The following is an 18,960-nucleotide window of genomic DNA, read 5'->3' as shown; positions in this document are numbered from 1 at the left end:
CATGCTGAAGCGCCTGTTTCCCCATCCCTGGCTGAGCGCCATCCTGCTGCTGCTGTGGCTGCTGCTGTCCAATGGCTTCTCCGCCGCCGACTGGGTGGCCGGGGCCGTGCTGGCCTGGGCCATCGCGCTGGTGATGGACAAGGGGCTGTGGCTGCGCCCGGTGCAGGTGCGCCACCCCTGGCTGCTGCTGCGGCTGGCGCTGGTGGTGCTGTACGACATCGTGATGGCCAACCTGGAGGTCGCGCTGCTGGTGCTGGGCCCGCCGGCGCGGCTGCGCCCGGCCTTCATCGAGGTGCCGCTCGATGTCGACCACGAGATCGCCCTGACGGCGCTGATCAGCGTGGTATCGCTGACGCCCGGCACCCTGTGCGTCGAGCTGAGCGAGGACCGCCGCCGCCTGCTGGTGCACGTGCTCGACCTGCAGGACGAGGCCGCATTGACGGCCCTGATCAAGACGCGCTATGAGGCGCCACTGAAGGAGATCTTCGTATGCTCGCCATCGTGATCCCGGTCTGCATGGCCATCGTCGGCCTGGCGGTGCTGCTCGCCTGCGCCCGCCTCGTCAAGGGGCCGGGACTGCCCGACCGCATCGTCGCCCTCGACACCCTCAATATCAACGCCATCGCGCTGATCGTGCTGTACGGCATCTGGCTGCGTTCGGCGCTGTTCTTCGAGATCGCGCTGCTGATCGCCGTGATGGGCTTCCTGGGCACCGTCGCGCTGACCAAGTACCTGCAGCGCGGCAAGATCATCGAGATGCAATAGGAGAGGAGAAGCCATGTCGTTCGCCGCGGAACTTGCCGCCTGCGCGCTGCTGCTGATCGGCAGCGTCTTCATCCTGGTCGGCTCGCTGGGCCTGTACCGGCTGCCGGACTTCTTCATGCGCCTGCACGGACCCACCAAGTCCACCACGCTCGGCGTGGGCGGCGTGGTGGCCGGCTCGGTGGTGGCCTTCAGCAGCCAGGGCGCCGGCTTGAGCCTGCACGAGCTGCTGATCACCGCCTTCCTGTTCCTGACCGCGCCGATCAGTGCCCACATGCTGGCCAAGGCCGCGCTGCAGCAGCGCCTGAAGGTGGAGGCGCGCACACGCGGCAAGGCCTGGGAGCCGGAATAGCGGGCCGGGGCGGGAGGGGGATTTTCGCTCCCGCGCGGAAACTGAATCGGCGCCGCGGGGCTGTTTCCGTCGCCGCCGCGCGGGGAAGATGGGCACCTGTCTCCGACCCGATCGACCCGATCCCGGGAAGCCCGCCATGAAAGCCGTCGCCTTCTACCAGAACCTGCCCATCGAGGCCCCCGATTCACTGCGGGATGTCGAGCTCCCCGCGCCCGAGCCCGGCCCGCGCGACCTGCTGGTCGAGGTGCGCGCCGTCTCCGTCAACCCGGTCGACACCAAGGTGCGCGCCAATATGCCGCCCGCCGCGGGGCAGCCGCGCGTGCTGGGCTGGGATGCGGCCGGCGTGGTGCGGGCGGTGGGGGCCGAGGTCACGCTGTTCCGTCCGGGCGACCGGGTCTGGTACGCCGGCGCGCTGCAGCGCCAGGGCACCAACAGCGAACTGCATGTGGTCGACGAGCGCATTGTCGGGCACATGCCATCCTCGCTGGACTTCGCCCACGCCGCCGCGCTGCCGCTGACCGCCATCACCGCCTGGGAACTGCTGTTCGACCGCCTGCAGGTGGCGCAGCAGCGCGATCCTTGCGGGCGCAGCCTGCTGGTGGTGGGCGCCGCCGGCGGGGTCGGCTCGATCCTGGTGCAACTGGCGCGCCGGCTCACCGGACTGCGTGTGATCGGCACCGCTTCGCGGCCGCAGACCGCCGACTGGGTGCGCGAGCTGGGGGCACACGAGGTGATCGACCACAGCAAGCCGCTGGCTGAGGAGCTGCGCCGCGTCGGCGTGGGCGAGGTCGACTACGTGGCCAGCCTGAACCAGAGCGACCGCCACTTCGACCAGATCGTCGAGGCGATCCGCCCGCAGGGCCGCTTTGCGCTGATCGACGATCCGGAGCTGGTCGATTTCCGCAAGCTCAAGCGCAAGAGCGTGTCGCTGCACTGGGAGTTCATGTTCACGCGCTCGATGTTCGCCACCGACGACCAGGTGCGGCAGCACGAGCTGCTGGAGCAGGTTGCCGCGATGGTCGATGCCGGTACGCTGCGCACCACGCTGGGCGAGCATTTCGGCACCATCGACGCCGCCAGCCTGAAGCGCGCCCATGCCTTGCTGGAGAGCCAGCGCGCGCGCGGCAAGATCGTGCTGGAAGGGTTCTGAGCGGGGGCGCCAGCGTGTGCGGCGAGTGAGGCGAGTGAGGCGTGTGAGCAGGGTGGCGCTAGGCCCGCCGCGGCACCCGCTTGCGCGGCGCGCCAGGCGCCGCAGAGCCAACCTCGTCCACCTGGCCCACAGTGTTCACCGTGGGCCCTCCGCCAGGTAGGCCCGGATGCGTGCCTGCAGGAAGTCGCGCAGGCTGGCCAGCGTGGGCGACAGCGCCAGGCGGTGGGTGCAGATCAGGTGCAGCGGCGCGGCTTCCGGCTGCCAGTCCTCGAGCGCGGCCTGCAGGCGGCCGGCGCGCAGGTCGGCCAGCACGTCCAGCCGCGACTTGTAGGCGATGCCGTGCCCGCCTACCGCCCAGCGCCGCACCAGTTCGCCGTCGTCGCTGGCGCGGTTGCCGGCCACCTTGACCACGCGGGTGTGCGCGCCCGAGTGGAAGGTCCAGTGGTCGTGGGTGGCGTCGCTCAGGGCGAAGCGCAGGCAGTTGTGCTCGCGCAGCGCGTCCGGGGTGGCGGGTTTGCCGTGGCGCGCGAAGTAGGCCGGCGCGGCCACCAGCACGCGCCGGTTGTCCGGCGCCAGCGGCAGCGCCACCAGCGAGGAGTCGTCGGGCACGCCGTAGCGCACCACGGCGTCCACGCGCTGGCGGAACATGTCGACCAGGCGGTCGCCGATGCGCACGTGCAGCGAGACCGCGGGGTGGGCCTGCTGGAAGGCATCCAGCCAGGGCGCCAGCACGTGGCGGCCGAGGTCCGAGGGGATCGACAGCGAGACCTCGCCGCCGATGGCCTGGCGTCCTTGGGCGAGCGCGTCGCGGCCGGCATCGAGGTCGGCCAGCGCGCGGCGCGCGTGTGCCAGGTAGCGTTCGCCTTCCTGCGTCAGGCCCAGGCTGCGCGTGGAGCGCGCCAGCAGCCGCACGCCCAGTTCGCCCTCCAGCCGCTTGACCGCCGCGCTGGCGGCGGCCGGCGCGATATTGGCCACGCGCGCGGCGGCCGACAGGCTGCCGTTGTCGGCGGCCAGCACGAAGATGGCGAGATCGTCGAGGCGGAGCATGGCGGGTGGCGCAAAGGACTGCCTGGCGCGGCCGGGCGGGGCGCCATCTTACTATGCCTGCCCTGGCGGCCGGCCCGCCGCACCGCCTCAGGCTGGCAGCGCCGGCCGCTCGACGCCGTCCGGCAGCCCGATGCAGGCGACGCGGAAGACGTTGCCTTCGGGGTCTTCCAGTACTGCCTGCCATTGCCCGTAGTAGGTGGGATAGGGCCCCTTGCGCAGGCGTCCGCCCAGCGCCGTTGCGCGCCGCGCCGCGGCATCGACCGCGTGCGGGGTGTCCAGCATCAGCGTCGGGTAGGCCACCACCGGCGGCGCGCCCGCGCCGGCCTGCGGGCGGCGGTCTTCGAGCGCCAGCAAGGCATAGGCCGGGGCGGCGTTGAAGCCGAACTGGAAGCCTGGCGCCTCCAGCGCGCGGTAGATCGGCGAACGGCTCGCCACGGCTTCGGGCAGCGCCAGCAGCGCGCCGTAGAAGCCGCACTGGGCCTCGATGTCGCGGCACAGCAGATGGAACCAGAGCTTCATGCGGGCTCTCCCGCTGCGGCGACGCCGGCGTGTCCGGCCTGGCCGGCGGCAGCCGGGCCGCGCTGCAGGCCGTAGGTCTTGTCGTACATCTCGCGCAGGTGCTCGCCGGCGGTGCAGGGCGCGAAGCGCGGGGCCTCGCCGGCCGGCACCACGCCCGGCACCGGCTCGATGCGGGCCAGGTAGTCGGGTTCGTAGAAGAAGGGGATCGAATAGCGCGGCGCGCCGCCCGAATGCACGTTGCGCACGCGGTGCGGGTTGGAGTGGTAGAGGCCGTTGGTCCAGCGCGGGATCATGTCGCCCAGGTTGACCACGAAGCAGCCGTCGATCGGCGTGGCCGCCACCCAGCTGCCGTCCGGCATGCACACTTCCAGGCCGCCGTGCGCGTCCTGGGCCAGTACCGTGACGCAGCCCCAGTCGGTGTGGGCGCCGGCGCCGAAGGTGCGCGTGTCGGCATCGGCCGGATGGGCCGGATAGCGGACCATGCGCAGCGTCACCATGGGACTGTCGCTGGTGTGGTCGAAGTAGTGCTCGGGCAGGTCGAGCGACAGCGCGATCAGCTGCATCAGGCGGCGCGACAGCGCCAGCATGGCCTGGATGTAGGCCTCGCACTGCGCCGGTGCCCCGGGCAGTTCGGCCGGCCACTGGTTGTGGCCGTAGGACTGGTAGCCGGCCAGCACATAGGGATGCTGGTCCGGATAGGCCATGCCGCAGAAGAAGCTCTCTTTCAGGTCGGGGCGGGCGTGCTCGTCCAGGGTCTGCTCGCCGAGGTTCTCGAAGCCGCGCAGGGTGGGCGAGTTGCGCATCGCCAGCGCCGCGCGGGTGGCGGCGGGCAGGTCGAGCAGTTGCTCGGCGAGGGCGAACTGCCGCGCCACCTGGGCGGCATCGACGCCGTGCTGGCGCACGTAGAAGAAGCCGCTGGACATGGCGGCCGCGCGCAGCTGGCGCGCCACCTCGGCGCTGCGCGGCGCGCCCGGCGCGAGGGCATCGGTGAGGTCGAGGATGGGAAGGGCCATGGCGTGTCCCTCCCTCAGGCCTTGAGGCGGCGCTCGGCCGCGGCGGGCAGGAACTGCTCGCTCCAGATGTCGGCCGGGGCCGGCGCCGTCTTCAGGCCGAAGGCGCCGGCAGTCTCGTCGAGGGTGGCCTGCAGGCGCGCGGTGGTGGCCGCGCCCCAGCCGTCGCGCCGCGTGTCGGGGGTCTTCATGGTGCCGTCGACGATCAGGCGCAGGCGCTCCAGTTCGAGCGTCTCGTCGGCCAGCGGCTCGCGCGCCTTGACGGCGGCGGCGCCGGCCTTGGGATCGGCGATGGCATCGAGCCAGCCGCGCGTGGACGCCTTGACGAAGGCGCGCAGGACCTCCGGCTCGGCCATGGCGCGGCGGTTGGCCACCAGGCCGTTGCCGTAGGACTTCATGCCGTAGTCGGAGAAGCGGAACACGGTCAGGTGTTCGGGGCCCATGCCGCGCGCCTTGAGATTGAGCAGGCCGGTGAAGAAGAAGTAGGCGGCGGCGTCGAAGTCGCCCTTGGCGAAGCGCGTGTCGCCGAGGTCCGGCGCGACGTTTTCCCACTGCACCCCGGCCGCGTCGAAGCCCTGCGCCTTGGCGAACACCGGGAACAGCTTGCGCGAGGCATTGAAGGGCTGGCCCAGGATGCGCTTGCCGGCCAGGTCGGCCGGGCGGGCGATGGGGCCGCCCTTGCGCACCAGGATGGCGTTGGGGTTCAGGTCGTACTGGATCGCCACCGCCTTGAGGGCGGCGGACGGGTTGTTGACGTTGAACTCGATCATGCTGGCCAGGTCGGCCGAGGCGCAGTCGTAGGCGCCCCCGGCCACCAGGCTGATGGCCGAGGACGAGCCGTTGCCGGTATCGATGGTGAGGTCCAGGCCGGCTGCCTTGTAGTAGCCGCGCTGCTGCGCGAGCAGGAAGCCGGCGCCGGAGGCTTCCACCTTCCAGCCCAGGTTGAACTTGAACTTCTGCTGCGAGCCGGTGGCACGCACGAACGGCGTGGCGGCTAGCAGGGCGGTCGCGCCGGCGGCGCGTAACAGGGAGCGTCGTTGCATGGTGGTCCTTGCCCTCGTGGCGAATGACGGTCGGTCACCGGTGCGGCCGCCGGAAGCGGCATGGCATGCGCGGGGTCGCGCGGCGGCGGGTGGCGGCGTCGCACCTCGTTGGAGCAATTTCCGGGCGGCGGGGCCGCTGAACGCTTCTACTCCTGCAGCGTTTTTGCAGGAACCGTGCCATGGGGTGAAGCGGCGAGCCGGCGGTGCGCTGATGGTGCGCTGATGGTGCGCTGACGGTGCGCTGACGGTGCGTGGATGCTGCGCCGCCGGCCGGATTGGTGCGGGCCGCCTGCTGCATGCACCGGCTGGCGGCGCCGCCGAGGTGGCGTGGCGCCGCGGCGGTGCGCGCCATGGGCGCGAACGGCGCGCCGGGCGCTGGCCCGGAACCTGCTTGATCCCGGGCAAGAGTAGAAGCGTTCACCAGCCGTGTGCATGCCGGGCATGCGACGGCAGGCCGGGAATTGCTCTTGCGGTCCGCGCGCCGCGAACACTGTGTTCGCCGCCGCCGGGGCCCGGGGGCGATGCGGCCGCGCTGGCGGGACGCTGCTCCCGGTACCCGGTCGGCCGGCGCTGCGCGGTCCGGCCATCCTCATCCCGTACCAGGAGAATCCATATGAACGAGACCACCGCCATCCCCGCCGTTTCCCTTGCCACCGCCGATGCCGACGCCATGACCGCGGCAGCGGCGGGCTCGGCCCTCGCCGAGCTGCGCAAGGAGTCGCGCATGGGTGCCATGGGCTCCGAGACCCATGCGCGCGAGATCCGCCGCATCGACCTGTCCGACTTCGCGCGCCGCAAGGCCGAGATCGCCGACCAGCTCTGGCAGGCTGCCACCGAGGTCGGCTTCTTCCAGGTCGCCAACCACGGCATCGATCTCGCACGGGTGCACGAGGCCTTCGCCATGACCGAGCGCTTCTTCGCCCTGCCCGAGGCGGTCAAGGCGCGCCACCCGCTCAAGAAGGCGCTCAATGCCGGCTGGGAGAGCAAGGCCCAGGTGCGGCCGTCGACCGGCACGCCGGACCAGAAGGAGTCCTACCAGATCACGCGCCCGCACATGGACGGCCTGTGGCCGGGCGAGGAAGCCCTGGCCGGCTTCCAGTCCACCCTGCTCGCCTTCGAGGCGCAGTGCTGGGAGGTAGGCATGAAAGTGCTGTCGTGCTTCGCCGACAAGCTGGGCTTCGACAGCGACTTCTTCACGCGCGCGCACGCGCCCGCCTCGCCCGAGTACCAGAGCACGCTGCGCCTGCTGCACTACTATGCGATCCCGCCCGAGTACCAGGACAAGCTCGGCCTGTGGCGCGCCGGCGCCCACACCGACTTCGACTGCCTGACGTTGCTGTTCCAGCGCACCGGGCAGGGCGGTCTGCAGGTCTGCCCGGGCAAGGAGATGGAGGCGCAGCAATGGACCTCGATCGAACCCGACGAGACCGTCATCACCTGCAATATCGGCGACATGCTGATGCGCTGGAGCGACGACCGGCTGCCTTCCAACTTCCACCGCGTCAGGAATCCGGCGCCGCACGAGTCCATGGGTGCGCGCTACAGCATCGCCTTCTTCTGCCAGGCCAACCGCGATGCCATCATCGCGGGACCGGCCGGCAAGTACCCGCCGATCAGCGCGGGCGACTACCTCAAGCAGCGCGTCAGCGCGAACTTCAAGGCGTACTGAAGGCGCCGGAAATCATGGCGCCGCGCCTGGCATCGCTCGCAGCATCGCTCATGGCACCTCACCGGCGGCGCTGACGCGGTAGACGCAGCGCCGCGCGCCGGCCAGCAGATGCTCCTCGCGCTCGACGCGCGCCTGCGCGCCGAGCACCTCGCGGAACACCTGCAGCTCGGCGCGGCAGAAGCCCTGGCAGGTCTGCGCGGCGGCGCAGATCGGGCAGTGGTCTTCGATCAGCAGCCAATCCTCGCCGTCGCGCTCGACCCGTGCCATATAGCCTTCCGCCTCGCGCAGCGCGGCGAGCCGGCGCACGCGCTCGGGCAGCGTGGCCTCGCCGGCGCAGGCGCGCGTGTAGTCCTCGCGTGCCTGCTGCTCGCGCTGCCCGATCAGCTTGTCCAGCCCGGCTTCGCCGAACAGTTGGCGGATCGAGCCGATCAGCTGCACCGTGAGCTGTGCGTGGGTGTCGGGAAAGCGCGCCTGCCCGGCCGCGCTCAATGCCCATTCCTGGCGCGGGCGCCCGGCGCCGGCCGCGGCCTGGCGCCGCCCTTCGACGAGGCCGGCCGCGAGCAGCTTCTGCACCTGCTGGCGCGCGGCCTCGGCGGTGATCTGCAGGCGCTCGGCAATCTGCGCGGTCGAGGCCGGTCCGCGCGTTTTCAGCAAGAAGAGGATGCGATCCGACGGCTGCGGATTCCCTGAATTATCCAAGGGATTTGTTGTGTAATTCACTGGGGAGGCCTAATATCCAACGGAATTCTTGGATATTAGGCCGGGGCCGCCTCGCTGTCGAGGGCCCTGGCGCATGGCAAAAAGGAGCCACCTCATGCAGCCAGACACCTTCTCGCATCTCACCTCCTTCGACGAGGCCGGATCGTCCGGATCGTCCGGATCGGCCGGATCGTCCGGATCGGCCGATACCCGGCCGGCACGCGCGCTGGCCTTCCTCAATCCGCCAGGCCTCTACGATCCGCGTCCCAACGGCTATTCCCACCTGGCCCTGGTGCCGGCGGGGCGGGCCCTGATCTGCGTGGCGGGGCAGGGCGGCGAGCGCGAGGACGGCACGCTGCCGGCGAGCTTCGCCGGCCAGGTACGGCAGGCCTTCGACAACCTCGCCACGGCGCTGCGCGCGGCCGGCGCGGTGCCCGCCGACGTGGCCAAGCTGACGGTGCTGATCGTCGACCACGACGAGACGCGCTTGCGCGTGCTGGCCGAGGAAGTGGCGCGCCTGTGGGGCGAGGCGCCGCCGCCGGCCTGCACGCTGATCCCGGTACCGCGCCTGGCGCTGGATGGGATGCTGTTCGAGGTCGAGGCGCTCGCGGTGGGCGCGGCGGCCGGGCGCTAGCGCTCGCGGTGGGGGGATGGGGGCGATGCCTCGCTCAGGCAGCCTGCCGCGCCGGCTCGCCGAAGTGCGGATGGCGCGCGAACAGCTCGGCGGCCCAGTTGACGAAGATGCGCACCTTGGCCGACAGGTGGCGGTTCTGCGGGTACATCGCCGAGATCGGCAGCGACTCCCCCTGCCAGTCCGTCATCAGTTCCACCAGCCGGCCGCTGCGCACATAGGGCTCGGCCAGCGCGCAGGAGAGGTAGGCGAGGCCCAGCCCCTGCAGCGCGCTGCCGAGATAGACGTCGGAGTCGTTGGTGGCCAGCACGGAGTCCAGCAGCAGTTCGTGGCGCTGCTCGCCACGCGTCAGGTCCCAGGTGACCTCGCGCCCGGTGCGGTGGGACACGTAGTTGATGCAGCGGTGCGCCTGCAGCTCGGCCATGGTGCGCGGCGTGCCGTGCTGGCGCAGGTAGATCGGCGAGGCATAGATCGCCAGCTTGAGCTGGCCGATGCGGCGCGCCACCATCGACTCGTCGACCAGGGCGCCCACGCGCAGCACCACGTCCACGCCCTCCTGCAGCAGGTCGATGGGTTTGCCGTTGGTGGTCAGCTCCAGCTTGAGGTCCGGATAGGCGGTGAAGAAGGCCGGCAGCTCGGGCAGCAGCACCATCTGGGCCAGGCTGCTGATGGTGTCCACGCGCAGCGTGCCACGCGGATTGTTGTTGTGGTGGGACAGCGATTGCTCGGCCTCGTCGACGTCGGCCAGGATGCGCACGCAGCGTTCGTAATAGGCCGCGCCCTCGGTGGTGACGCTGATGCGGCGCGTGGTGCGGTGCAGCAGCTTGACGCCGAGATGGGTCTCCAGGTTCTGGATCATGCGCGTCAAGGTGGCCTTGGGCAGGTCGAGCGACTCCGCCGCGCGGGCGAAGCTGCCGACATCGACCACACGGGTGAAGGCCTGCATTGAGATGAAGCGATCCATGGTGATTCCCTGGCAGATGAAGCGCGGCGCGAGACCTGTGGGCCCCGCTGGCGCGGCGGTTGGCTCCGGCACGCGCATGTGGCGCGCGCGCCGGAGAGCGCGAGTGGACCACAAATCGGATGACCTTGCACGCGGTGGGGTTGTCAGCTGGCGATTATTCCATCGCAGCAACAGTGCGTTGGTGTGCCTTTGCTTTATCCCACCCTCGTCAATCACCATAATCCGTTGCAACGCAACAAGACAAGGCCGCGCTTTGGCGTCGGCCGCCGGAGCCGCCGATGTCCAGCCCGCTCGATGCCCAGCCCCCCGTCGCCCCGCCCGCCGGACACCCGGAGCGCGTGCAGGTGCTCGACTATGTGCTGACCAGCGGCGCGCGCCGCATCGGCGCCCGGCTGTGCTACCCGGCCGGCTATCCGGCCGCCGGCGCGGCGCCGCTGCCGTGGCTGATCTACCTGCACGCCGGCGGCTTCGTCGATTGCAGCCAGCAGTCCAGCGAGTGCCTGGCGATGGACCTGGCGGCGCGGGTGCCGGCGGTGGTGGTGGTGCCGGCCTATTCGCTGGCGCCGGACCATCCGTTCCCGGCGGCGCCGGAGGATGCGTTCAGCACGGTCGCCTGGGTGCTGGCGCATGCGCGCCGGCTCAAGGTCGACAAGCAGCGCTTCGCCCTGGTGGGCGAGGAGGCCGGCGGCAACCTGGCGATCGCGCTGGCGCAGATGATGCGCGACCGCGGCCTGCCCCAGGCGCGCGGGCAGTGGTTGATCCGGCCGCTGACCGATCCCTGCCTTCAGCACGCGTCGTGCGCGGGTGGCGCGGACGGCCCGAGCGTGCCGCTGGAGATGCTGCGGCGTATCGCCGGGCACTACCGCGACTACCTGCCGACAGCGGCGGCCAGCGTGCACCCTTACGCGGCGCCGGCGCATGCGTCGCGCCTGGCGGGGCTGCCGGCCACGCTGATCCAGGTGGCGGAGCAGGACGCCTTGCGCGCCGAGGGCGAGGCCTTCGGCGAGCGCCTGCGCTGTGCCGGCGTGCCGGCACAGACCATGATCATGCCCGGCGCCTGTGGCGACGGGGTGGAAGAGACCCATGAAGACTGTGAAATGTGGGTAGATGAAGGCGCGCGTTTCCTGCGGCAATGCCTGGCAGGAAGCGACGATGCCTCGAAACAGACCGAACGCCGCCCGCCCGGCCGGCGCGCAGCGGGGCCCGCCGGCTGAGCGGCCCCTGGCGCAGGCGCTGAGCGGCCCGAGTCGCAGGCGTAGAGACAGCCCGATCCCTGGTTAGCCGGACCGCCTTGCGCGGCCCGGAGGGCGGCGTTCGGCCTTTTGCTTTTCCGGTTGAAGAAAGCCAGAAACGGAGTGAAGAAATGCAGAACACAACTCGACGTACCCTGATCGCGGTGGCCGTGGTCGCGCTGGTCGGCGCCGGCCTGGCGGCATCGCTGCTGCGTCCGCACGGCGGCGAGGCGCGCGCCGTCACCGCGCCTGCCGCGCCGGCGGTGGACGTGGCCGCCGCCATCGGCAAGACCATCACCGAGTGGGACGAGTTCTCCGGCCGCCTCGAAGCGGTGGACCGCGTGGAGATCCGCCCACGCGTGTCCGGCACCATCGACGCGGTGCACTTCCGCGAGGGGGCGCTGGTGAAGAAGGGCGACCTGCTCTTCACCATCGATCCGCGCCCCTATGCGGCGGAGGTGGCACGCGCCGAGGCGGCGCTGGCCGCGGCCCAGGTGCGTGCCACGCACGCGCAGACCGAGCAGGCGCGCGCCCAGCGCCTGCTGCAGGACAACGCGGTGTCGCGCCGCGAGTTCGACGAGCGCGACAACGGCGCGCGCGAGGCAGCCGCCAATGTGCGCGCGGCCCAGGCCGAGCTGGAAGCGGCGCGGCTGAACCTGGCCTACACGCGCATCACCGCGCCGGTGGCCGGACGGGTCTCGCGCGCCGAGATCACCGTCGGCAACCTGGTGGCGGCGGGCGCCGCGTCGCCGGCGCTGACCACCGTGGTGTCGGTGTCGCCGGTCTATGCCAGCTTCGAGCTCGACGAGCAGAGCTACCTGCGCTACACCGCGCCGGGCGCCGGCGGCAGCCAGCCCAACCTGCCCATCTACCTGGGCCTGGCTGACGAGAACGGCCATCCGCACCAGGGCCGCATCCAGTCGGTCGACAACCGCCTCGATACGCGCAGCGGCACCATCCGCGTGCGGGCGGTGTTCGACAACGACGACGGCCGCCTGCTGCCGGGCCTCTATGCCCGCATCAAGTTCGGCGGCGCCGCGCCCCATGCCGCGGTGCTGGTCAATGACCGCGCCGTCGGTACCGACCAGGGCAAGAAGTTCGTGCTGGTGGTGGGCCGCGACAACAAGCTGATCTACCGCGAAGTGGAACTCGGACCGGCCTACGACGGCCTGCGCGTGATCCGCAAGGGCCTGGCGGCGGGCGAGACCATCGCCGTCAACGGGCTGCAGCGGGTGCGCCCGGGCGACCTGGTGGCGCCCAAGCCGGTCGACATGGCCTTCAAGCGCGAGGTGGAGCCGCGTGCGGAGTCGGCCGACCGCAAGCAGGCCAAGGCCGGGGCCGACGATGGCAAGCCGATGAGCTGATGTGGATGCCGGTGGGCATGGTGCCGGCGCGTAACGGCTGAGGGTTGGCTCCCCTCTCCCATTCATGGGAGAGGGGCAGGGGGGGAGGGCGGGCGCTCGCGCCATGCGCAGGCAATCGTTCTGGCGCGGATGCCTGCCCTCTCCCCCAACCCCTCTCCCGCAGGCGGGAAAGGGGAGCAGGCCGGAAGCCCGGCAAACGCCTGCGCCACCGCCACCGCCAAAACCCGTACGCCGTTCCCTCGATATGGCGCCCGTCCGCGGGCCGCCAGGGGCGGCTGTTCGCCGCTCTCACGAGTTGTAGCTGAGATTTAGCCGAGACCAAGATGAATCTCTCGAAATTCTTTATCGACCGCCCGATCTTCGCGGGCGTGTTATCGGTGCTGATCTTCCTGGTCGGCGCCATCTCGATGTTCAAGCTGCCGATCTCGGAATACCCCGAGGTCGTGCCGCCTTCCGTGGTGGTGCGCGCCCAGTATCCGGGCGCCAACCCCAAGGTGATCGCCGAGACGGTGGCCTCGCCGCTGGAAGAGCAGATCAATGGCGTGGAAGACATGCTCTACATGTCTTCACAGGCCAACAGCGACGGCGTGCTGACGCTGACCGTCACCTTCAAGCTCGGCACCGACCCCGACAAGGCCCAGCAGCTGGTGCAGAACCGGGTGGCGCAGGCCGAGCCGCGCCTGCCCGAGGACGTGCGGCGCCTGGGCGTGACCACCGTCAAGAGCTCGCCGGACCTGACCATGGTGGTGCACCTGGTCTCGCCCAACGACCGCTATGACATGACCTACCTGCGCAACTACGCGGTGATCAACGTCAAGGACCGGCTGGCGCGCATCCAGGGCGTGGGCCAGGTCCAGCTGTTCGGCTCGGGCGACTACGCCATGCGCGTGTGGCTGAACCCGGAGAAGATGGCAGAGCGCCAGCTCGCCGCCTCCGACGTGGTCAAGGCCATCCGCGAGCAGAACGTGCAGGTGGCGGCCGGCGTGATCGGCTCGTCGCCGGCCTTGCCCGGCGCCGACCTGCAGCTCTCGGTCAACGCGCAGGGGCGCCTGTCCACCGTCGAGGAGTTCGGCGACATCGTGGTGCGCACTTCGGCCGATGGCGGCGTGACCTACCTGAAGGACATCGCCCGTATCGAGCTGGGCGCATCCGAGTATGCGCTGCGCTCGCTGCTGGACAACAAGCCCGCGGTGGCCATCCCCATCTTCCAGGCGCCGGGCTCCAACGCCATCCAGATCTCGGATGACGTGCGCAAGACCATGGAAGAGCTGAAGCAGAACTTCCCCGACGGGGTCGACTACAGCATCGTCTACGATCCGACGCAGTTCGTGCGCCACTCGATCGAGGCGGTCACGCATACGCTGTTCGAGGCCATCCTGCTGGTGGTGCTGGTGGTGATCCTGTTCCTGCAGACCTGGCGCGCGTCGATCATCCCGCTGCTGGCGGTGCCGGTCTCCATCGTCGGTACCTTCGGGCTGATGCATGCCTTCGGCTTCTCGATCAACGCGCTGTCGCTGTTCGGCCTGGTGCTGGCGATCGGCATCGTGGTGGACGACGCCATCGTGGTGGTGGAGAACGTCGAGCGCAACATCGAGGAGGGGCTGTCGCCCAAGGAGGCTACCTACAAGGCCATGCGCGAGGTGAGCGGTCCCATCATCGCCATCGCGCTGACGCTGATCGCGGTGTTCGTGCCGCTGGCCTTCATGACGGGCCTGACCGGCCAGTTCTACAAGCAGTTCGCGCTGACCATCTCGATCTCGACGATCATCTCCGCGTTCAACTCGCTGACCTTGTCGCCGGCGCTGTCCGCGCTGCTGCTGCGCGGCCATGACGCGCCCAAGGACTGGCTGACGCGCGGCATGGAGCGCGTGCTGGGCGGCTTCTTCGCGCGCTTCAACCGCTTCTTCGGTGCCAGCGCGCAGCGCTACGGCAGCGGCGTCAAGGGCGTGATCTCGCGCAAGGGCGCGGTGTTCGGCGTCTACGCGGTGATGCTGGCGCTGACCTGGGGCGTGTTCCAGATGGTGCCCAAGGGCTTCGTGCCGGCGCAGGACAAGCAGTACCTGGTGGGCTTCGCCAAGCTGCCCGACGGCGCCACGCTGGACCGCACCGAGGACGTGATCCGCCGCATGTCGGAGATCGCGCTCAAGCACCCGGGCGTGGAATCGGCGGTGGCCTTCCCGGGCCTGTCGATCAACGGCTTCACCAACAGCCCGAGCGCCGGCATCGTGTTCGCCACGCTCAAGCCTTTCGAGCAGCGCAAGGGCAAGGACCTGTCGGGCGATGCCATCGCGCAGCAGCTCAACGCCAAGTACGCGGCCATCCAGGACGCTTTCATCGCAGTGTTCCCGCCGCCGCCCGTGCAGGGCCTGGGCACCATCGGCGGCTTCAAGCTGATGATCGAGGACCGTGCCGCGCTCGGCTACGACGCGCTGTTCGACGCCACCAATGCCTTCATCGGCAAGGCGCGCGCCACGCCCGAGCTGACCGGTGTGTTCAGCAACTACCAGGTCAACGTGCCGCAGCTCGATGTCAAGCTCGACCGCGTCAAGGCCAAGCAGCTCGGCGTGCCCGTCACCGACGTGTTCGACACGCTGCAGACCTACCTGGGCTCGGCCTATGTGAACGACTTCAACAAGTTCGGCCGCACCTACCAGGTCAAGGTGCAGGCGGATGCGCCGTACCGCGCCCACGCCGAGGACATCCTGCAGCTGAAGACGCGCAACGCCGCCGGCGAGATGGTGCCGCTGTCGTCGCTGGTGCAGGTCAGGCAGGGCTTCGGCCCGGACAGCGTGGTGCGCTACAACGGCTTCACTGCCGCCGACGTCAACGCCGGCCCGGCCCCGGGCTTTTCCTCGGGCCAGGCGCAGGCCGCGGCCGAGCGCATCGCCGCCGAGACGCTGCCCAAGGGCATGAAGTTCGAATGGACCGAGCTGACCTACCAGGACATCCTGGCCGGCAACGCGGGCGTGTGGATCTTCCCGCTGTGCGTGCTGCTGGTGTTCCTGGTGCTGGCCGCCCAGTACGAGAGCCTGACACTGCCGCTGGCGGTGATCCTGATCGTGCCGATGAGCCTGCTCGCGGCCATGACCGGCGTATGGCTGACGCGCGGCGACAACAACATCTTCACGCAGATCGGCTTCATCGTGCTGGTGGGCTTGTCGGCCAAGAACGCCATCCTGATCGTGGAGTTCGCGCGCGAACTGGAACACCAGGGCCGCAGCATCGTGGCCGCCGCCATCGAGGCCAGCCGGCTGCGCCTGCGCCCGATCCTGATGACCTCCTTCGCCTTCATCATGGGCGTGGTGCCGCTGGTGATCTCCACCGGCGCCGGCGCCGAGATGCGGCATGCGATGGGCGTGGCGGTGTTCGCCGGCATGCTGGGCGTGACCTTCTTCGGCCTGTTCCTGACGCCGGTGTTCTACGTGGCGCTGCGGCTGTGGGCCACGCGCGGCGAGCGGCACCGGGCGGCGCAGCAGGCGCCCGCCGCGCTGGCCCCGGCGGCATCGGCCGAGTGAGGGAGATGACATGACAACACGGATAACTGCCATGCAGAACTGGATGCCCCGCCTGGCCACGCTGGCCGCCGCGCTGGTGCTGGCCGGCTGCTCGCTGGCCCCGGCCTACCGGGTGCCCGAGAGCGCTGCCGCACCGGCCTTCAAGGAGGCCGAGGGCGCACGCGCCGAGGGCGCGCAATGGAAGACCGCCACGCCGGCCGAAGGCGCCGAGCGCGGCCAATGGTGGCAGGTCTTCTCCGATGCGGAACTGGACCGGCTGATCACCGCCGCCACCAGCGCCAACCAGGACCTGGCCGCCGCGGCGGCGCGCCTGAAGCAGGCGCGCGCGCTGACCGGCGTGGCCGAGGCCGACCTCTACCCGCAGCTCAGCGTGGGCCTGGACCCGACCCGGGCGCAGACCTCGGCCGCCGCCAACGGCCTGCCCGACGGCACCAAGGTGCCGGCGCAGACCCTGCTGCGCGCGCGCGCCTTCGCCAGCTACGAGCTCGACCTGTTCGGCCGCGTGGCCAGCAATACCCAGGCCGCGCGCGCCGAGGGCGAAGCCGCCGAAGACCTGTTCCGCTCGGTGCAGCTCGCGTTGCAGGCCGACGTGGCACAGGCCTACTTCGCGCTGCGCACGCTCGACAGCGAGCGCGAATTGCTGCAGGCCACGGTGACCTTGCGCGAAGACGCGCTCAAGCTGCTCAAGCGCCGCTTCGACGCGGGCGAAACCACCGACCTGGACCCGGCGCGCGCCGAGGCCGAACTGGGCACGGCACGGGCCGACCTGGCTGCCATCGAACGGCGCCGCGCCACCCAGGAGCACGCGCTGGCGGTGCTGACCGGGCTGCCGCCGTCGGCTTTCGCGATGCCGTCGCGGCCCTTCGACGCCCAGCCGGTGGCGATCCCGGCCGGCCTGCCGTCGGACCTGCTGGAGCGCCGCCCGGACATCGCCCAGGCGGAACGCCTGATGGCCGCCGCCAATGCGCGCATCGGCGTGGCCAAGGCCGCGTTTTTCCCGCGCATCACGCTGACGGGCCTGTTCGGCTTCGAGTCGGGCGATCTGTCCAACCTGTTCCGCTGGTCGTCCGCCGTATGGGGGATCGGTCCGCTGGTCGGCTCCACCATCGCCGCGCCCATCTTCGACGGCGGCCGCAACCGCGCCAACCTGGCGGCCGCGCGCGCCCAGCACGAAGAGAGCGTGGCGCGCTACCGGCAGACCGTGCTGGTGGCCTTCCGCGAAGTCGAGGACAGCCTGGCCGACACCCGCTGGCTGAGCCAGCAGGCGCAGGCACTGGACAGCGCGCTGGCCGGCGCGCGCCGCGCGCAGCGCATCTCGCGCAGTCGCTACGACGCGGGCGCGGTCGACTACCTGACCGTGATCGACGCCGACCGCACCGTGCTGCAGGCCCAGCGCGAAGCCAACCAGGTAGCCGGCCTGCGCGCCGCCGCCACGGTATCGCTGGTGCGCGCGCTCGGCGGCGGCTGGGGTGCGCCGAACGGGCAGGCCGAGACGCCAACACCATCGGCCAGGCATGATGTCGTGGCTCCCTCTGCGCGCACGGGGAGCGGGTTGGGGGGAGGGGTGGATCAGCAAGGCGCCGTGTAAAAGCGAAGCCGCCGGTGTGATCCAGCCAGCGAGCCCCCCGCCGCAAGCCCTCGGTGCGAAACCCGCGCATCCAGCCCACCGGCACCAACACCACCGCCTACACTGAACACATCGCGCCCCACCGCGGGGCGCCAGCCCCGGAGGCGCCGACCATGCCCCTGCGCAAGGCCTGGGTGCTCGGCGTGGCCGTGCTGTGCGCGGCCGCTGCCGCCTGCCTGCTGCCGCTGCCCTGGGACCTGACCACCCAGGTCCACAACGAGGTCGTGATCGCGCGTTCGGCGCAGCACGTGTTCGACTATGTCACCACGCCCGCCCACTGGCCCGACTGGCATCCATCGTCGCTGGCCGTGTCCGGGGCCACCGGCCATCCGCTGCAGCCGGGCGAGCAGGTGAGCGAAACCTTCCGGGTGGCAGGGCGCAGCGGCGTCGTGGTGTGGACCGTGACGGCGCGTCAGCGCCCGGCCTTCTGGGCCGTCGCCGGCACCATCGAAGGCCGTCCGGCCGGCACCGTGGCCTACACGCTGCGGGAAGAGGGCGACCAGACGCGCTTCTCGCGCGACTTCCGCTACCGTTCGCCCACGCTCGGTTTCGCCATTCTCAATCAGCTGGTGCTGCGCCGCCGCGTCGAGGCCGAGTCGGCCGAGGCGGTGGTGCGGCTGAAGGCGCGGCTGGAGGGGATGGGAGGCTAGCGCGCCTTGGCCCGCGTCTTCTTGCGCACCACCGCGCCCGCGGGCGCCTCCGCCGCTGGCGCGGCGTCGACCCGCTGCATCTGTTCGAGCAGCGTCAGGGCGTCGACATAGGAGAGGAACTGGTGCAGGTATTCCGGCGACAATTCCTGCATCAGCGTCAGCGAGCGGTGGATCAGGTAGTGGGAATTGAGCGGGCCGGCATGCTCGGGCACCTGCTGCAGCGATTGCTGCACGCGCTGGTTGGCGCTGACGCGGGTCCAGGTGTCGCGGAAGTAGTCGATCAGTTCCGGCTCGGCCGGGACTGGCGGCCGGGCCGGCGTGGCGATCCGTGCGCTTGCGGTCGCGGGGGGCTCTGCCGTGCTTCTGGCCCGGGCGCGGCCGGCGAGCTGGTCGGCCAGTGCCGCCAGCGCGCCGCGTGCGGGCAGGCGCGGTGCGGCCGGCGGTGCCGCCGCAGCGGTGCCGGGCGTGGAGGATGGGATGGAATCGGTCGATGCCGCCGCCTTGGTACCCGCCGCTTCGAGCGCGAGGCGATAGGCAGAGAGCCGGGCCGCCAGCTTGTCGTCGAGCACGCGCCGCGCTGTGCCCTGGTGGGGCGCGGCACGGCGCGCCAGGGCCTGCATCAGGCGGAAGCGCACCGGGTCGAGGCGGTCAGCGCCGCATGCCTGCCAGGCTTCGAGTTGTTGCATGGCATCCGGCGGCGCATCGTTGCCCGCCGGGGTCGGTGCC

At 70.9% G+C, this 18,960-nt stretch carries 18 protein-coding genes; 11 read left to right on the top strand and 7 right to left on the bottom strand.

Annotation, left to right across the window (positions count from 1 at the left end; all coding sequences use genetic code 11):
- The first annotated feature begins 1 nt into the window (after nucleotide 1).
- The 4 genes from BKK79_RS34955 to BKK79_RS34940 all read left to right on the top strand — a co-directional run bounded on the left by BKK79_RS34955 (nucleotide 2) and on the right by BKK79_RS34940 (nucleotide 2,264).
- Nucleotides 2–505, top strand: a complete 504-nt coding sequence (locus BKK79_RS34955; protein ID WP_071019378.1) for a Na+/H+ antiporter subunit E — start codon at nucleotides 2–4, stop codon at nucleotides 503–505.
- On the top strand, nucleotides 490–765 hold the full coding sequence (locus BKK79_RS34950) for a K+/H+ antiporter subunit F (RefSeq protein WP_071019379.1): 276 nt from the start codon (nucleotides 490–492) through the stop codon (nucleotides 763–765). The genes BKK79_RS34955 and BKK79_RS34950 overlap by 16 nt, the downstream gene beginning before the upstream one ends.
- A 13-nt stretch (nucleotides 766–778) precedes the next feature.
- A complete protein-coding gene (locus BKK79_RS34945) occupies nucleotides 779–1,114 on the top strand; it encodes a Na+/H+ antiporter subunit G (protein ID WP_071019382.1) in 336 nt (111 codons plus the stop codon).
- A 136-nt stretch (nucleotides 1,115–1,250) separates the two neighbouring features.
- Entirely contained in the window at nucleotides 1,251–2,264 is a 1,014-nt protein-coding gene (locus BKK79_RS34940; RefSeq protein ID WP_071019385.1) for a zinc-binding alcohol dehydrogenase family protein, read from the top strand.
- A gap of 135 nt (nucleotides 2,265–2,399) precedes the next feature.
- Here the strand turns inward: BKK79_RS34940 and BKK79_RS34935 are convergent, their stop codons facing one another.
- The 4 genes from BKK79_RS34935 to BKK79_RS34920 all read right to left on the bottom strand — a co-directional run bounded on the left by BKK79_RS34935 (nucleotide 2,400) and on the right by BKK79_RS34920 (nucleotide 5,883).
- Nucleotides 2,400–3,311 carry a LysR family transcriptional regulator gene (locus tag BKK79_RS34935; RefSeq protein WP_071040132.1) on the bottom strand — a complete coding sequence of 304 codons (912 nt, stop codon included), beginning with the start codon at nucleotides 3,309–3,311 and terminating at the stop codon, nucleotides 2,400–2,402.
- 87 nt (nucleotides 3,312–3,398) lie between these two features.
- Nucleotides 3,399–3,830, bottom strand: a complete 432-nt coding sequence (locus BKK79_RS34930) for a glyoxalase/bleomycin resistance/extradiol dioxygenase family protein (protein ID WP_071019391.1) — start codon at nucleotides 3,828–3,830, stop codon at nucleotides 3,399–3,401.
- Nucleotides 3,827–4,843 (bottom strand): isopenicillin N synthase family dioxygenase, encoded by a 1,017-nt coding sequence (locus BKK79_RS34925; RefSeq protein ID WP_084085560.1) that lies wholly within the window; start codon nucleotides 4,841–4,843, stop codon nucleotides 3,827–3,829. Before BKK79_RS34925 ends, BKK79_RS34930 begins: the two co-directional genes overlap by 4 nt.
- Before the next feature lie 14 nt (nucleotides 4,844–4,857).
- The gene (locus tag BKK79_RS34920) at nucleotides 4,858–5,883 is read right to left on the bottom strand and encodes an ABC transporter substrate-binding protein (RefSeq protein ID WP_071040131.1); all 1,026 of its coding nucleotides are present in this window, start codon (nucleotides 5,881–5,883) and stop codon (nucleotides 4,858–4,860) included.
- 670 nt (nucleotides 5,884–6,553) lie between these two features.
- Between BKK79_RS34920 and BKK79_RS34915 the strand changes: the two genes are divergently transcribed.
- Complete coding sequence (locus BKK79_RS34915) at nucleotides 6,554–7,552, top strand: isopenicillin N synthase family dioxygenase (RefSeq protein WP_071022431.1); 999 nt, start codon at nucleotides 6,554–6,556, stop codon at nucleotides 7,550–7,552.
- A gap of 48 nt (nucleotides 7,553–7,600) precedes the next feature.
- Here BKK79_RS34915 and BKK79_RS34910 read toward each other — a convergent pair whose 3' ends face one another.
- Nucleotides 7,601–8,272, bottom strand: a complete 672-nt coding sequence (locus BKK79_RS34910; RefSeq protein WP_071040130.1) for a helix-turn-helix transcriptional regulator — start codon at nucleotides 8,270–8,272, stop codon at nucleotides 7,601–7,603.
- Between the two features lie 94 nt (nucleotides 8,273–8,366).
- Here BKK79_RS34910 and BKK79_RS34905 point away from each other — a divergent pair, with 94 nt between their 5' ends.
- Nucleotides 8,367–8,885, top strand: coding sequence for a RidA family protein (locus BKK79_RS34905; protein ID WP_084085558.1), 519 nt, complete (start codon nucleotides 8,367–8,369; stop codon nucleotides 8,883–8,885).
- Between the two features lie 34 nt (nucleotides 8,886–8,919).
- Here BKK79_RS34905 and BKK79_RS34900 read toward each other — a convergent pair whose 3' ends face one another.
- A complete protein-coding gene (locus BKK79_RS34900; RefSeq protein ID WP_071019399.1) occupies nucleotides 8,920–9,846 on the bottom strand; it encodes a LysR family transcriptional regulator in 927 nt (308 codons plus the stop codon).
- 278 nt (nucleotides 9,847–10,124) lie between these two features.
- On the opposite strand from BKK79_RS34900, the gene BKK79_RS34895 reads away from it, so the two are divergent.
- From BKK79_RS34895 to BKK79_RS34875, 5 genes are all read left to right on the top strand, one after another.
- Nucleotides 10,125–11,060, top strand: a complete 936-nt coding sequence (locus tag BKK79_RS34895; RefSeq protein WP_071040129.1) for an alpha/beta hydrolase — start codon at nucleotides 10,125–10,127, stop codon at nucleotides 11,058–11,060.
- Between the two features lie 149 nt (nucleotides 11,061–11,209).
- Nucleotides 11,210–12,442, top strand: a complete 1,233-nt coding sequence (locus tag BKK79_RS34890; protein WP_071040128.1) for an efflux RND transporter periplasmic adaptor subunit — start codon at nucleotides 11,210–11,212, stop codon at nucleotides 12,440–12,442.
- 323 nt (nucleotides 12,443–12,765) lie between these two features.
- Nucleotides 12,766–15,957, top strand: coding sequence for an efflux RND transporter permease subunit (locus BKK79_RS34885; RefSeq protein WP_071040127.1), 3,192 nt, complete (start codon nucleotides 12,766–12,768; stop codon nucleotides 15,955–15,957).
- A 31-nt stretch (nucleotides 15,958–15,988) separates the two neighbouring features.
- Nucleotides 15,989–17,545, top strand: coding sequence for an efflux transporter outer membrane subunit (locus BKK79_RS34880; protein WP_232346396.1), 1,557 nt, complete (start codon nucleotides 15,989–15,991; stop codon nucleotides 17,543–17,545).
- 152 nt (nucleotides 17,546–17,697) lie between these two features.
- A complete protein-coding gene (locus tag BKK79_RS34875; RefSeq protein WP_071040126.1) occupies nucleotides 17,698–18,234 on the top strand; it encodes an SRPBCC family protein in 537 nt (178 codons plus the stop codon).
- On the opposite strand, the gene BKK79_RS34870 is transcribed toward BKK79_RS34875, so the two are convergent.
- The gene (locus tag BKK79_RS34870; RefSeq protein WP_071040569.1) at nucleotides 18,231–18,920 is read right to left on the bottom strand and encodes a DUF2894 domain-containing protein; all 690 of its coding nucleotides are present in this window, start codon (nucleotides 18,918–18,920) and stop codon (nucleotides 18,231–18,233) included. The genes BKK79_RS34875 and BKK79_RS34870 overlap by 4 nt on opposite strands.
- Between the last annotated feature and the right edge of the window lie 40 nt (nucleotides 18,921–18,960).

Source organism: Cupriavidus sp. USMAA2-4 (assembly GCF_001854305.1).
GTDB classification, from domain to species: domain Bacteria; phylum Pseudomonadota; class Gammaproteobacteria; order Burkholderiales; family Burkholderiaceae; genus Cupriavidus; species Cupriavidus malaysiensis.
The sequence above is the reverse complement of the archived record's forward strand: the minus strand, read 5'-3'. Positions and strand labels throughout refer to the sequence as shown.